The organism is Halomonas sp. MMH1-48 (assembly GCF_022348105.1).
Taxonomy (GTDB): Bacteria; Pseudomonadota; Gammaproteobacteria; order Pseudomonadales; family Halomonadaceae; genus Vreelandella; species Vreelandella piezotolerans.
Window position 1 is genome coordinate 1 of sequence record NZ_JAKRFL010000035.1, and the last position, 14804, is coordinate 14804.

A 14804-nucleotide genomic window follows, 5' to 3' on the forward strand; every position below is an offset into this window, starting at 1 on the left:
GCGGGAGCAGCTTCTTGAGGATGGCTTCCCGGCGCTCGTCGGAGTACTTCATCGGAACCTCGTCACGCCCCACATCGTTCAGAGTCTAACAGCCGCTGACACTCCAACTAGCTTGACAGTGGGGGAGGTACGGTTGCGACAGTTTAAATGCTGGTTAGCGGCAGCGCTGGTAGGTGTTTTATTGCCCGCCAGCGCCACGGTATGGGCCAACACGAACTGGTATTACGAGGTCGATAAGCAGAGCCCTTGGCAAGGCGATCTAGACGCCCGAATAAGCGCCATTGAAGACGTATTTGGCGGAGCACTTGGCGTTTACGTTCAGAATCTCGCAACGGGCGAGGCGTACGCGTGGCAGGCAGACGCCCCCTGGTATTTGGCATCGCTGATTAAAGTGCCCGTGGCGGCTCAGGTGCTGGCCGAGCGTCAGGCGGGCACGCTCTCCTTGGATGAACGCCTGATCCTGGCACGTAGCGACTTTGTCGATGGCGCAGGGCCGGTCAATTGGCACGACCCCGGCACGCCGATCTCGGTGCGCTACCTGCTCGAGCAGATGCTTACCGTCAGCGACAACACCGCCACGGACATGCTGATCGACCGCGTCGGCCTGGATGCCGTGAATGCTCGTGCCCGCCGTATGATCGCTGCCAGCAACGGCCAGCCGGAGCATCTCGGCCCCATCAGCAAGCTGGTGGACGTTCGCCAAGGCGTGTATGGCCAATGGCATCCCGGGGCTCGCCAGCTGAGCGGGTTAGATTTTATCGCCCTGCGACAATACGGTGTGAACCAGCGCTCCGCTGCGTTGGCCCGTGTGCTGGACGTGAGCGAAGAAAGCTTCGGCCAACCCGACTATGACCACGCCTTCGATGCTTATGAAGCCACGGGTGAAAACGTCGGCACGCTTCGCGCCTATGGCGACCTACTGGCCAGCTTGCATCGCGGTGGCATGGAGGATATGAATGCCGAACAGCGCCAAACGCTGCTTGGCATCATGCAACGAACCCAATCCGGTGAGCACCGTTTGAAACGGGGCATGGGCCGCGCATTTACCTTTGCGCACAAAACGGGCACGCAGCATCGGCGAAGCTGTGATGCTGGTATTGCCTCTCGCGACGTGCTCGCCTCTCAGGAGAGCCTCGCCGAAAACGGCCCTTGGGTCGTGGTGGCGTGTACCCGTGGGCCGCTCTCGGTGCAGGCGCACGAGCGTGCTTTGGCAAGGGTGGGCGAGGCGCTTCGTTATAGCGGTGCCTTGGGTCACGACTAGCGGCAGGCGTGGTAAACTGGCCCGCCAAATTGGTTTTATTAAAGGAGTTCGTTATGGCACGTGCCAGCGCCCGTCATATTTTGGTAAGCAGCGAAGAGCAGTGCAACGCGCTGAAACAAGAGATCGAAAACGGTCGTGATTTCGCCGATGTCGCCAAGCAGCACTCTGGCTGTCCTTCTGGTCGCCAAGGCGGTGACCTGGGTAGCTTTGGCCCCGGCCAAATGGTGCCTGAATTCGACAAGGTCGTCTTTAGCGGTGAGCTCAACAAGGTGCATGGGCCGGTACAGACTCAGTTTGGTTATCACTTGCTCGAAATCACCAGCCGCACCTAGCACCCTGTCTGACTGGCGGCGCACGCCGCCTTTCCAGACATCGTCTAATACCTTTTAAAGGCCGTCATGCACCGCGGCTGCCGTCGCGGTGCCATTGGCATCGTGCTGTGCCGGTACTGCGCTGGCCCGCGATGTAAGGAGCACGCCTTGAACGACCCTATCATCACCATCGATGGCCTGAATAAAACCTACGAAGGTGGCTTTCAGGCGCTCACCCGTGTGGATTTGACCATCCAACGCGGTGAAATCTTTGCTCTGCTCGGCCCGAACGGGGCGGGTAAAACCACGCTGATTAGCGTGGTATGTGGCTTGGTTAACCCAAGCGAAGGCCATGTCATCGTCGACGGCTTCGATAGCGTGCGCGATTACCGCCAAGCCCGCGAGCGGATCGGTCTCGTGCCGCAAGAACTCACCAACGAAGCGTTCGAAACGGTGTGGAACACGGTGAGTTTCAGCCGCGGCCTGTTTGGCAAAGCCCCCAATCCAGCCCATATCGAAAAAGTGCTCAAGTCGCTCTCGCTGTGGGATAAGCGTCACAACCGTTTGATGACGCTCTCCGGCGGTATGAAACGCCGGGTTTTGATTGCGAAAGCACTCTCCCACGAGCCGCGCATTCTGTTTTTGGATGAGCCGACCGCCGGGGTGGATGTCGAGCTTCGCCGGGACATGTGGGACGTGGTGCGCGGGCTGCGCGATGAGGGGGTGACGATCATTCTCACGACCCACTACATCGAAGAAGCCGAAGAGATGGCCGACCGCATTGGCGTCATCAATCGCGGCGAGATCGTGCTGGTAGAAGAAAAAGCCGCGCTCATGAAAAAGCTGGGCAGCAAGCAACTGACCCTGCAACTGCATAGCCCGCTGGCGGAATTGCCGCCCGCACTGGCGCAGGAAGCGCTCAGCTTGGCCGCCGACGGTCATGAGCTGGTGTACACCTACGATGGTCGCCAGGAAGAGGAAGGGCGCGGGATCTCTACCTTGTTAACGCAGCTAGAGCAGGCGGGCATTGGCTTTAAAGACCTACACACCCGGCAGAGCTCGCTGGAAGACATCTTTGTTGACTTGGTGAAGGAGCGTTCATGAACCTCTATCCCGTTCGCGCGATTTACATGGCGGAGATGGCGCGCACCCGCCGCACGCTGCTGCAAAGCGTCGTCTCGCCGGTGATCTCCACCTCGCTCTACTTCGTGGTGTTTGGCGCGGCGATTGGCTCGCGGATCACGGAGATTGGCGGCGTGAGCTACGGCGCCTTCATCGTGCCTGGCTTGATCATGCTCATGCTGCTGACCCAAAGTGTCTCGAACGCCTCGTTTGGCATCTTTTTTCCCAAGTTCTCCGGCAGCATCTATGAGATTTTGTCGGCGCCGATCTCCTATCTAGAGATCGTCGTGGGCTACGTAGGGGCGGCGGCCTCGAAATCGATACTGCTGGGGCTGATCATCCTCGGGACGTCCAGCTTTTTCGTGCCGCTCGAGATCGCCCACCCGCTCTGGATGCTAACGTTTCTGGTGCTCACCGCCGTTACCTTCAGCCTGCTAGGGTTCATCATCGGTATCTGGGCAGATGGCTTCGACAAGCTGCAGCTCGTGCCGCTGCTGGTGATTACGCCACTCACGTTTTTAGGCGGCAGCTTCTACTCCATCGATATGCTCCCGCCGTTTTGGCAGAGTGTGACCCTGGCGAATCCGGTGGTCTATCTCGTCAGCGGCTTCCGCTGGAGCTTCTACGGCATCAGCGATGTCAGCTTAGGGGCCAGCGTGGCGATGATCTTGCTGTTTCTGGCGGCCAGTCTTGCCACCATTGCCTGGATTTTCCGCACCGGCTACCGCTTGAAGCCTTGATATCGATGTGCGCTATTCGACGTTTTTCAAAAGGTGATGTCTGTTTATGCCGCTACTACACAGTACCGTTTACCGCTTGGAGCCTTCCCTCGACGGCGAACGCTTGAGTGTGACTGCCCCACCTACCGAGGCCGACACCGCCAGCGATGACACGGTGATGGCAAGCTTGGTGAACGCGCTAAACGACACTTACAACACCAAGGCAAAAGGCTGGGGGCGCTTTGCCGAGCAGGGTGAGCAAGCGGGGCCGTTGTTGGCGTGGCTCACGGCGTATCGAGCCGACGAGCAAACCTTTGCCCAGTTGGCCAGCGCCATGGCCGAGCGGCTGGCTCAAACGCTGCAGGGCCAGCTCTCGGTGGGCGGTTTCTTGGTCATCGCCCATCTTCGTCAAGGCGACACCGAGACGCTCTTCATGGCGCTCGTGCATCAGCGGGAAGGCATTGGCTTCAACGACGCGCACCAAGCGGTCCCTGCCGCCCAGCTCAATACGAGCCAGCTCACCCTGGCGGCCCGCATCAACGTGACCCAGTGGCAGAGCGGTACGGAAAGCACGCAGTACGTGTCGTTCCTGAAGGATCGCGGCGGTAAAAAGCTGGCCGACGGCGTCGCGGCGCTGCTGGGGATGGAGGAGGGCATCGATGCCCCGGCCGAAACCCGTACGTTGCTGAAAGCCTTTAGCGACTACGTCGAAAAAGAGGACCTGGACGACGATGCCAGCCGTGAAAAAACCGATACGCTGGTCGACTACGCCCACGAGCAGTTACGCCGTGGCGAACCCATGACGCTGGAAGAGCTCTCCGAGCTCGTCGACGAGCAGCAGCCCAAGGCGTTTTACGACCATATTCGCAACGCCGACTACGGCCTTTCGCCGGAAATTCCGCCGGACAAACGCACCATCAGCCAGTTTCGTCGCTTTACCGGTCGCTCTGGGGGCGTCTCGATCAGCTTTGATTCACACCTGCTGGGTTCCAGTATTGAATATGACGAAACCCAAGATCGGCTGATCATCAAACAAGTGCCCAAACAGCTCAAAGAGCAGCTTGCCAAGCGCAAGGATTGAGGCGGCACTCTCGAGGCATCTTGGAGTCCTAAGCTAGCCACTGACAGGAGGAGTTCGCCGTGCTGGATGCCATTCACTCTTTTTTTCAACAGGCCCTCTCTGCGCCTGAGCAGCGTGATGACCAAAGCCTGACCCTGGAGCTAGCCTCGGCAGCGCTACTGTGTGAGGTGATGCGCGCGGACTACGATCAGAGCGACGTAGAGCGCGCGGCCCTCAAGAAGATGCTGATGGCGCGCTACCGGCTCGATGAGCAAGATGTCAGCCAGTTGATGGCATTGGCAGAGGCGGAGGTCGACGATGCAGTGGATCACTATCAGTTCGTTAGCCTGATCAAACAGCACTACGACTACGATCAGCGCCTGGAGCTGGTGAACCTCATGTGGGAGCTGGCCTGGGCCGATGGCTCGCTCGACCCGCTGGAAGAGCATCGCATCCGTCGGCTGGCGGATCTACTTTACGTCAGTCATAGCGACTTCATTCGCAGCAAACTCAGCCATTCACCCGACGAGAGCGCTATCCATCACAACACTCACGGCAAAGGAGCGCCAAGACGCCCATGAGCGATACGCAGGAAGCAACGAATTTAACCGAACTGATCCACACCATGGAACGGATGGAGCGGGAAAACGCGCAGGTTAGCGTGGATGATGTGGTGCATGCGGTGGGGCGGCGCTCGTTTGGTCCGCTGCTGCTGTTGGCAGGCTTGATTACGCTGGCGCCGATCATTGGTGATATCCCCGGGATGCCCACGCTGATGGCCGCCTTGGTGCTGCTCACGTCGGTGCAGCTTTTGATCGGTCGAGCAACGTTTTGGCTACCTGGTTGGTTGCTCAACCGCTCTTTGTCTCGGCATAAATTCGATAAAGGGCTGCACTATATGAAAAAACCGGCCCGCTGGATCGATGGACTGCTGGGCGTGCGCTTGGCGTGGATGACGGGCTATATCGGTATTCGGGTGACGGCCTTCGCTTGCCTGCTGGTGGCGTTAGCGATGCCACCCATGGAGTTCATCCCTTTCAGTGCCAATGGCGCTGGATTGGCACTTTCGCTGTTTGGGCTGGGGTTGGTGGCGAGAGATGGCCTGATGCTCGCGCTGGGGTTTTTGCTGACGGGCGTAACGTTTACGGTCGTCTTGATGAATCTTATTTAATGCTTACCAAGCGCTGCTTGTGAACTGGCTCCGCTGGTCGACGTTTCTTGCGCCGCGCTACTCATCCTCCAATAAACCGACGACCAGCTCATTCAACCGTTGCTGAAATTGACCGCCGGGAGAGGGCGGCGTTGGGTCTGACGTGATCACCATCGTCATGTCGCGCTCAGGAATCACATACAGCGCCTGCCCGCCATATCCTCTCCCGTAAGCAACATCTTCCCCCGCGAGCGTCGTCATAAACCAGCCAAAACCGTAGCCATCGCCTGTCCAAGGCGATTGGCCTCTGGGCGTCCAAGAGGCTTCTACCCAACCCTCTGGCAGCACGCGCTGGCCATCGCTCTTGCCGTCATTACGGTATAGCTCCCCAATCGCAATGAGCGCGCGTGGGGAAAGCTGCATGTCGTTCCCACCAAAATAGATCCCTTGTGGGTCCTGCGGCCAAGGGGGAATCGCAATACCGAGCGGCTCGCCCAACAAGCGCTGCGCAAGTGCAAGCGTGCTTTCGCCGCTGGCCTGAGTCAGCGCTGCCGACAGCAAATGGCTGGTGCCAGTAGAGTAGAGCATTCGACCACCAGGACGGTCGACGAACGGGCGTGTAAGCGCATCGTTGACCCAGTGAGCGCTAGCTACCCAAGCGCCGTAGTTGCTGCCGGAGGTGCGCTCCAACCCAGCCTGCTGGGCCAACAGGTGAGCGACCGTGATGTCGTTGACTCGACGATCGGCGCTGCTCGGCACGTTATCGAGTAGCGCCACGAGGGGCTGATCCACCGATTCGATAATGCCTGATTCGATGGCCGCGCCGGTCACGGCGGCCAATACCGTTTTAGAAAGCGACTTGACGTTGGCAGGCTCCGCGACGCCGGGACCGCCCTGATGATGCTCATGAATGATCGTACCGTCATGTGCCACCACAACGGTGTGTAGACGATCGAGGGTTCGGGCCTGTCGATCGAGTGCTTGCAGCGCCTCCGATGAAGGGGCTGACGCAAGGACCGGCGTAACGGTCAACGCACTGATTGCACACGCCAGCATAAAAGCCGTCGTTTTCATGGCGATACCTGAGAAGAGAGTGGTACGGCTCTGAAAGCCATGCACAGACAAGGTTCCCTCAGCGGAACGCTGACGGACATTACGCAAACCGATGAAAAGCCTGCTACGCTAAAAGCACCCGTTGAAGGGAAGCAACCCTTTAATTTCCATGAAACGCAAAAGCAAGGAGTGCCATTATGCGTAACATCATCTATATCATCGGCCTGATCGTTGTCGTGCTGTTTATTCTTTCGCTGTTAGGGCTGCGCTAAGCGGTTCTCTCAGAATCGAAGCGTTAGTACTGAAATATCAGTGCTAACGCAGCGCGACATCAGCATCTGCCAACGCCCGCTTTCTCAGCGGGCGTTTTCATATCGCTAATGATGCTCAAGCGCAGTCGGCGGCGCCTTGACCAAACATATCGAACATTAGCTCTCGGCCCAATGGCGTCAACACCAAGCGGCCATAGTCATTGAACATGGCGGCGTCGCTCTTTTCCAAGGTGGTTTGGCAAATCGCCCAGCGCGGGTGCTGCTGGCGAAGCCTATCCAGCTCTTGGCGGGACAGACCTCGCTGTGTCAGTGTGATGGTTTCGAGCACGTGTCCGCTCTCATACAGCATTTCGGCCACGCTGGAGAGACAGTGTCGTAAGCTGCGCTGAATATGGAAGGAGGCGGTCGACGCAGAGGGTAACGCTTCGGCGGGCATGGGGGAGGCTCCTGCATTCGCAGCAAAATGGGTGTGCTGCAGTGCATTATAATGCAGGAGGGAGATTAGACCAAGGTCTATGTTGGGTGCGTGGTAGCGTCATTCAATCGCCATGTAGGCTGTCTACACTGGCCAACAAAGTAGATGGCTCATCCAGGGAGTAGGAGGATTTTCACTCAGGATGGGGATTCGCCCTAAAGTTTTTGAAACGTTGGCCGATAAAACACCAATAACCATTTCGACATCGAATCGTATTGGATAAGGGGCGTCAGCACGGCAGGCGGCTTTTTCAAAAAAGGACAGTAACGTATGGCTTCCATTTCTTCATTGGGTATCGGTTCAGGGCTGGATCTCAACGGCCTGCTCGACCAGTTGCAAGACGCTGAGCGTGGCAAGCTGGCTCCCATCGAACGGCAACTGGAAACCCAGCAAACCAAAATTTCTGCCTACGGCCAGCTGCAAACGGCCCTGTCTGCTTTTCAAGACGCGGCCGACGCGCTCAACGACAGCTCGCTTTACGAGAGCTTGTCGACCAACGTGGGTGGCGAGGCGCTCTCGGCAACGGCGAATGGCGAAGCGCAGCCCGGGAGCTATAACGTTACGGTGGATACGCTGGCGACTCGTGGAACGTTGGCATCTGAAGGCGTGACTGCCCAGGACGAGGCGCTTACCACCACTGAGCAGACGCTAACCTTGACCTTTGGTGATGGCAGCACGCAAGGCGTCACCATTGCCGCAGATAGCTCCCTCGAAGACATACGCGATGCTATCAATGCCAGCGAAGAGTCCGGCGTTAATGCGACAATCGTTTTCGATGGAACGGATTACCGGCTAGCGCTAAGTTCGAGTGAAACGGGCGCCGAGGCCTCCATCACCAATTTTAGCTTTTCTGACACGGCGCCTTTTGCTGCTGATATCGATAACACGTTGCAAACCGGCACCGATGCCTCTCTGAATGTAAACGGCATCGCCATCACCAGCCCCACGAACCAAGTAGAAGGTGCGATTCAGGGCGTCACGCTTAATCTTCAGGCCGAAGGCGATAGCACGGTGAAAGTCGAGCAAGACACCCGTGCAGTGCGCGAAGCGATCACCGGCTTTGTCGATGCCTACAACGATCTAAAAGGCACCATTGGCGAACTCACTAGCTTTAATGCTGAAACCGGCGCTGCCGGTGAACTGCTGGGTGATAGTGCGGTACGCACGGTGGAGTCTCGTTTACGAAGCGTGTTGGGTGGTGGTGTAGAGGGGCAGTTCTCCATGCTGACGGATATCGGTATTTCGTTGCAACGAGACGGCACGCTGGAAATCGATAGCGGCAAGCTAGATGATGCCATTGCCAATGATCAGGATGCGCTCTCTGCCTTTTTTGCAGGCGCTGCCGATAACGAAGGTATGGCAGGCCAAGTGAACCAAACCATCGAGCAGCTGTTAGGTAGTAATGGCACGGTATCCGGTGCCATTTCTGGTGCTGAAACCCGCATTGAGTCGCTGGGTGAGCGTTACACACGTATGGAGCAATCCATTGAGCAGACCATTTCTCGCTATCGTACCCAGTTTGGTCAGTTGGATAGCATGATCGCTCAAATGAACCAAACCAGCAGCTACCTTACTCAGCAGTTTGATGCGCTGGACGCTCAGTTAGGCCGCGACTAAATGCAATAGCGCTAAAAATGTTGCAAAACGCCTGCGCTAAGCAGGCGTTTTTGTTGAAGGAATGAGCTATCTGTCGTTAAGAGGTAAAAAAAAGCCTAAAGTTGGCCGCTGTTCCGTCGATAAACATGCTATCTATCCAGTCGCAACGCCACCGTTGGCGCACTTTATTAATGACTGTGGGTTTAGCCTTTTGCATCGAGGAACATCTGCATGGCGACAATAACCTCTCTAGGCGTCGGCTCTGGCCTGGATCTCACCGGTTTATTAGATCAGCTTCAAGAAGCGGAGCGCGGTAAACTCGCGCCTATCACGCTGCAGAAAAAGCAGCAGCAGGCAAAAATTTCTGCCTACGGCCAGCTGCAAACGTCGTTGAACAGTTTTCAAGATGCGTTAGCAAAACTGAATGACCCAAAGCTCTACCAAAGCCTTTCCGCGAACGTGCGTGGTGATGCCATTAAAGCCACGACGTCTGCCAGCGCGCTGCCCGGTAGCTACCGGGTAGAGGTATCGCAGTTAGCCACTTCTGGCACCCTGGCCTCAACCCGTGTGACTGACCGAGACACCGCGCTAGACCTGCAAGGCGCAACGGCCATACGGCTGGGGTTTGGCGGTGGAGACTCTGTCGATATTGATATCGCTCCCGGCAGCAGCCTCTCGGCGATACGCGATGCCATTAACGCCAATAAAGATGCAGGCGTCAACGCCACCATCATCAACGATGGACAAGGCTACCGGCTGGCGCTCAGTTCGAAAAATACCGGCGCGGATGCTTCTATTGCCAGCTTTAGTTTTGTCGATACAAGCCAAGACCCGGCGTTAACGATAGCAGGCCCTTTTGGTGAAGATGCCGGCACCAAGCGTGCTGGTGAGGATGCAGCACTGACGGTTAACGGCATTTCCATTAGCAGTGCCAACAATCAAATAGAAGGGGCTATTCAAGGTGTTACGCTGAACTTAACCGAACTCAGCATTGCCGATGGTGAAACGGCGACCAGCACCATCAATATCGAGCGCGACACGCTCAAGCAGCGCGAAGCCATTAACGGCTTTGTAAAGGCGTTCAACGATTTAAAAGGCACCATCGGCAAACTCACCAGCTTCAGCGGCGATGCCGACACTGCCGGTGAGCTGGTGGGTGATAACACCGTACGAACCATTGAAGGCCGCCTGCGCAGCGTGCTAACGGGCGGTGTGGAAGGTGGCGAGCTAGGCACCTTGAACCAGTTAGGCATCACTTTGCAGCGTGATGGTAAGTTGAAAGTGGATGACGCTAAGATTAGTGAGCTGGTCGCCAATAGTCCCCAAGCGCTGAGTGATTTTTTTGCAGGTGATAAAACAGCGAACGGAATGGCGGGTAAACTCATTACCACCATAGAGCAAATGCTCGGCAACAACGGAGTAGTCAAGCTGGCCATTAGCGGCGCTGAAAACCGCGTGAAAAGCCTAGACGAGCGCTTTGAACGCATGGAAGTGACCATCGAGCGCACCATCAGCCGCTACCGCACCCAGTTCGGCCAGCTAGACGCGATGATTGCGCAGATGAACAGCATGAGCAGTTACCTCACCCAGCAGTTTGATGCACTAGATGCCCAGCTAGGGCGCAAGAGGTAACCGCTAAAATCGCCCGCTAGCCCCCATTTCAAGGGGGGGCTTTTTCACTTCTGAGCCAGGGTGAGGGTGGCAAGAGCCAGTGTAAAAGTAGCCACGGTAGGTGATGCAGGTGGTGACTAATGTGGGAGGCGGCTTCAGCCCGCGACCGATGTTGCCTGGTGACCAAAGTCATCACTAAGTTACCAAACATTACATAATTTTTTACTACTCCCCCTAAAGGTTCTCCTCATCAGGCCGTTAATCAATATAACGGCGCAACAAGTAGCCGAAAAGCGGGCCTGACGGCCAGTTCACACGCAAGGAGAATCACCATGTCAGTGATCAATACCAACATCACATCGATGATCGGTCAGTCCAACCTGAACAAGTCGCAGAATGCTCTGCAGACCTCCATGGAGCGTCTGTCTTCAGGCCTGCGTATCAACAGCGCTAAAGATGACGCTGCTGGTCAAGCGATTGCTAACCGCATGACGTCACAGATTACCGGCTTGGCTCAAGCGCAGCGTAATGCCAACGACGGTATCTCTGTTGCTCAAACCGCTGAGGGCGCGCTGAACCAGATCAACGATAACTTGCAGCGTATTCGCGAGCTGTCCGTTCAAGCTGAGAACGGTACCAACAGCCAGGATGACCTGGGTTCTATTCAGAATGAAATCAACCAGCGCCTGGAAGAAATTGATCGTATTTCCCGTGAAACTGATTTCAACGGCACCAAGGTACTGGGTGCGAACGAAGGTGCTTCTGACCCGACTCAGCGTACTATTAGCATTCAAGTTGGCTCACAAGACGGTCAAACTATCGACCTTCAGTTGCAGCAAATTAATCGCCAAACATTAGGCCTGGAAGGCTTTAACGTAACGGGCGCTGGCGAAGTAGCCAACACGGCCGCTTCAGCCGATGATTTGACGCTAGCTGGCTTTGTAGAGGGTGCTGAACAAGCCAATGGTGCTATGGAATACACCAACACGGTGACCACCGAAAACGCAGAAGCTACCTCTGCTGACTTGATCGCTGCGCTTGCCGATGGTGATGAGGTTACTTATACCGGAACAGATACAGGCTTGGGTGTTCCGGCGACTGGTAACACTTATACCTATAATGCTGATAACGATAACATGACGTTTGATGCTGCTAATGTTGCGGAAGCTAACATAATTAGCCGACTGACTCCCAGCACTGGTGAAACAACAGCAGCAACCATTACTATTGGTGGTACTAGCCAAGATGTTATTATTGACAGCAATGGCACGATGACTGCTGCTGATGATGGTGCTGCACTTTATCTAGACACCACAGGTAACCTGACAAAAAATAGTGCGGGCTCTCCCCCAGCTGCAACAGTAACGAACGTTACTGAATCGCTGGCTGATTCAACCGGTGCTGCTGCTGATAATCAGATTGTCGTGGGTGAAACGGTCTATGCCAGCACAGGTAATGCTGATAACGCACTTGATGTAACTGGCGCCACTATCAGTGCTAGCGGTCTGCAGAATTTAGCTGATGCCAGCGGTGCCGGTTACAGTGTTGATCTTGATGGCACTACTTACGCGGTTGCCGCAGGTGGAGCTGTAACGGAAGGTGGTGTTGCGCAATACGTTGACGCTGATGGTGCGTTGACTACTGATGATGAAACGACAGTCACCACTACCTACTTTGCTCAAGAAAATGGCACGGTCACTGACAACACTGGCGCACAAGTATTCAAGGATGCTGACGGTGAGCTGACGCTTGACGCAGTGACTGAAAAAGAGCGCTCTTCTCTGAGCGATCTTGATAGCGCTCTTTCTACTGTTGACGCTCTGCGCTCTGATCTCGGTGCGATCCAAAACCGTCTGGAGTCCTCTATCGAGAACCTGAGCACTACGGAGACCAACCTCTCTGCTGCCCGTTCACGTATCGAAGACGCTGACTACGCAGTTGAAGTCGCCAACATGACGCGTGCACAGATCCTGCAGCAGGCCGGCACTTCTGTACTGGCACAGGCCAACCAGATTCCGCAGAACGTGCTTTCTCTGCTGGGTTAATCTGAGGCTTAGCCTCGATAGGGAAGTTTCTCTATCGTTAAGTAGCATAATGAACCGGCTCCCTATGGGGTCGGTTTTTTTTAGAAAAGCACTCTAAAGTTTATGAGTGTATCGCCGATATCTAGTTAATGGTCCTAGTCACAAGGATGCGCTGTGAGCATTATCAACACCAATATTGCTTCTTTGACTGGGCAAATCAACCTGCGCAATAGCCAGTCATCGCTTTCCACAGCGATGGAACGTCTTTCGTCAGGGTTAAGGGTCAATAGCGCAAAAGACGACGCAGCGGGGCAGGCAATCGCTAACCGTATGACTGCCCAGATCAACGGTCTCGCTCAGGCGCAGCGTAACGCCAATGACGGTATCTCTATTGCCCAGACCACTGAAGGCGGCTTGAATCAGATCAACGACAATCTCCAGCGTATTCGTGAGCTGACCGTTCAGGCTCAAAACGGCACTAACTTCGAGTCTGATTTGCAATCCATTCAAGACGAGATTGAGCAGCGCCTCACTGAAATCAACCGTATCTCGGCAGAAACGGATTTCAACGGTGTTCGCGTCCTATCCGAAAGTGCGAGTAGTCTCAATATTCAGGTCGGCAGTAATGATGGACAATCCATTCCGATAGACTTGCGCCGTATAGATGATTCGGCTCTAGATTTGAACGCTTTTAGCATCACCGGAGCGCGCCCGGCTACTGAGAGAAACTTGCAAGATGTCGGTTTGGAGAAACTGGGTGCATCAGGCGGCGTGGCTGAGTACGCTAAAATTTTAGGCCGTAGTGCCACAGTAGAGAATGTGCTAAATAATGAAGTGCTTAACAGTGGCGTGTTCATTAGCGGCTTTCCCAGTAGTGAATCCAGTGCCATCACACTTGATGGAAAAGAATATATATTCAATAGCAACATTAATGGTTCTGAAGGCTTTCAGTCTATCGAAAGGGATATAGGGACTAGCGCGGCAGCGGATCGTATGACTCCCGATTCAGGATTTAATGAAGTGGTTGTTAATGTTGATGATACAGAGTTTTTTGATATCTTAATTGATGTTAATGGGCAGATATTCAACACATCGGGTGTTCCTCTGCATTACAGCACGAATGGAGGTGTGGGGCAGTTTGTTATTGCTGATGCAAGTAATCCGCACTCATCTATTACCAATGTTGCAGCGGGTCTGCCTAGTACCCCACCACAAATTCGGGGTATTGAGGACGGGGGTGTTTCCTATACTCCAGATGGTAGTATTGATGCCATTACCAGTTGGAGTGTTGAAGCCTTCTTTAATGATGTTGTTGCTGGTAACGACGCCGTAGTTAATCTGGACCGATCTGATTTAGGTGCAGACGACTATCATATATCAGCTGATGGCTTTGTCTCTCAGAATGGTGCCACTATCTATTTTAATGCAGATGCGCCTTTAGGAAGCCGTTTGACAACTGAGAGCGGCCCCATAGCTGACAGGTTTTTCGTCCAAGAGAACGGCATTGTGCTCAACGCCTATGATGAATTTGTTTACTTTGAAAATGGCGAGCTGCTGACAGATCCAGCCAATCGGGCAACAGCCAATCCGCTGGAAGTCCTGGATTCTTCCCTAACTCAGGTAGACAGCCTGCGTTCTGAGCTGGGTGCTGTCCAGAACCGTTTCGAAGATGCCATCACTAACCTGAGCACCAATGAAACTAACTTGGCAGCTGCTCGTTCGCGCATTGAAGATGCCGACTATGCGGTAGAAGTCGCCAACATGACCCGCGCACAAATTTTGCAGCAGGCAGGTACGTCCGTACTTGCACAGGCCAACCAAATTCCGCAGAACGTACTTGCTTTGCTGGGGTGATCTATGGATTTACATCAGGAAAGTTTTATTAGGCTTGGTGTGAGGGGTAGGAGCTGATTTTATGAAAGTAGCAGAGCAATATGCCGCCATTTCATAAGGTTAATTAATCGTTAGGTGGTCTTGGTTATCTCATAAAATGGCATGACCCCTTTACACTAGACCCTTAGGAATCCCCCACTGTCAAGCTAGTTGGAGTGTCAGCGGCTGTTAGACTCTGAACGATGTGGGGCGTGACGAGGTTCCGATGAAGTACTCCGACGAGCGCCGGGAAGCCATCCTCAAGAAGCTGCTCCCGC

The 14804-nt window shown here is 55.0% G+C and carries 13 protein-coding genes; 11 read left to right on the forward strand and 2 right to left on the reverse strand.

Annotation, left to right across the window (positions count from 1 at the left end; all coding sequences use genetic code 11):
- The first annotated feature begins 166 nt into the window (after positions 1-166).
- The 7 genes from MHM37_RS16805 (at position 167) to MHM37_RS16835 (ending at position 5644) form a co-directional block, all read left to right on the forward strand.
- The gene (locus MHM37_RS16805; protein ID WP_239297413.1) at positions 167-1261 is read left to right on the forward strand and encodes a serine hydrolase; all 1095 of its coding nucleotides are present in this window, start codon (positions 167-169) and stop codon (positions 1259-1261) included.
- Positions 1262-1314: 53 nt separating this feature from the next.
- A complete protein-coding gene (locus MHM37_RS16810; protein ID WP_239297404.1) occupies positions 1315-1593 on the forward strand; it encodes a peptidylprolyl isomerase in 279 nt (92 codons plus the stop codon).
- Positions 1594-1740: 147 nt separating this feature from the next.
- Positions 1741-2676, forward strand: coding sequence for an ABC transporter ATP-binding protein (locus MHM37_RS16815; RefSeq protein ID WP_139525751.1), 936 nt, complete (start codon positions 1741-1743; stop codon positions 2674-2676).
- A complete protein-coding gene (locus MHM37_RS16820) occupies positions 2673-3434 on the forward strand; it encodes an ABC transporter permease (protein WP_239297406.1) in 762 nt (253 codons plus the stop codon). Before MHM37_RS16815 ends, MHM37_RS16820 begins: the two co-directional genes overlap by 4 nt.
- 46 nt (positions 3435-3480) lie before the next feature.
- Positions 3481-4494, forward strand: coding sequence for a nucleoid-associated protein (locus MHM37_RS16825; RefSeq protein ID WP_239285599.1), 1014 nt, complete (start codon positions 3481-3483; stop codon positions 4492-4494).
- 59 nt (positions 4495-4553) lie between these two features.
- Positions 4554-5054: a TerB family tellurite resistance protein gene (locus tag MHM37_RS16830; protein WP_239297407.1), complete on the forward strand. Its 501-nt coding sequence runs from the start codon at positions 4554-4556 to the stop codon at positions 5052-5054.
- Positions 5051-5644: an exopolysaccharide biosynthesis protein gene (locus tag MHM37_RS16835; protein ID WP_153843076.1), complete on the forward strand. Its 594-nt coding sequence runs from the start codon at positions 5051-5053 to the stop codon at positions 5642-5644. The genes MHM37_RS16830 and MHM37_RS16835 overlap by 4 nt, the downstream gene beginning before the upstream one ends.
- Before the next feature lie 57 nt (positions 5645-5701).
- On the opposite strand, the gene MHM37_RS16840 is transcribed toward MHM37_RS16835, so the two are convergent.
- Together MHM37_RS16840 and MHM37_RS16845 are read right to left on the reverse strand one after the other, a co-directional pair.
- The gene (locus MHM37_RS16840) at positions 5702-6697 is read right to left on the reverse strand and encodes a serine hydrolase (protein WP_239297408.1); all 996 of its coding nucleotides are present in this window, start codon (positions 6695-6697) and stop codon (positions 5702-5704) included.
- 366 nt (positions 6698-7063) lie between these two features.
- Positions 7064-7384, reverse strand: a complete 321-nt coding sequence (locus tag MHM37_RS16845) for a hypothetical protein (RefSeq protein ID WP_139525744.1) — start codon at positions 7382-7384, stop codon at positions 7064-7066.
- A gap of 309 nt (positions 7385-7693) precedes the next feature.
- On the opposite strand from MHM37_RS16845, the gene fliD (MHM37_RS16850) reads away from it, so the two are divergent.
- The 4 genes from fliD (MHM37_RS16850) (at position 7694) to MHM37_RS17210 (ending at position 14508) form a co-directional block, all read left to right on the forward strand.
- Positions 7694-9040 carry a flagellar filament capping protein FliD gene (gene fliD / locus MHM37_RS16850; protein ID WP_239297409.1) on the forward strand — a complete coding sequence of 449 codons (1347 nt, stop codon included), beginning with the start codon at positions 7694-7696 and terminating at the stop codon, positions 9038-9040.
- A gap of 210 nt (positions 9041-9250) precedes the next feature.
- Positions 9251-10651 (forward strand): flagellar filament capping protein FliD, encoded by a 1401-nt coding sequence (fliD, locus tag MHM37_RS16855; RefSeq protein WP_239297410.1) that lies wholly within the window; start codon positions 9251-9253, stop codon positions 10649-10651.
- 311 nt (positions 10652-10962) lie between these two features.
- Entirely contained in the window at positions 10963-12675 is a 1713-nt protein-coding gene (locus tag MHM37_RS16860) for a flagellin (RefSeq protein WP_239297411.1), read from the forward strand.
- Positions 12676-12828: 153 nt separating this feature from the next.
- Positions 12829-14508, forward strand: a complete 1680-nt coding sequence (locus tag MHM37_RS17210; protein ID WP_239297412.1) for a flagellin — start codon at positions 12829-12831, stop codon at positions 14506-14508.
- The last annotated feature ends 296 nt before the right edge of the window (positions 14509-14804 follow it).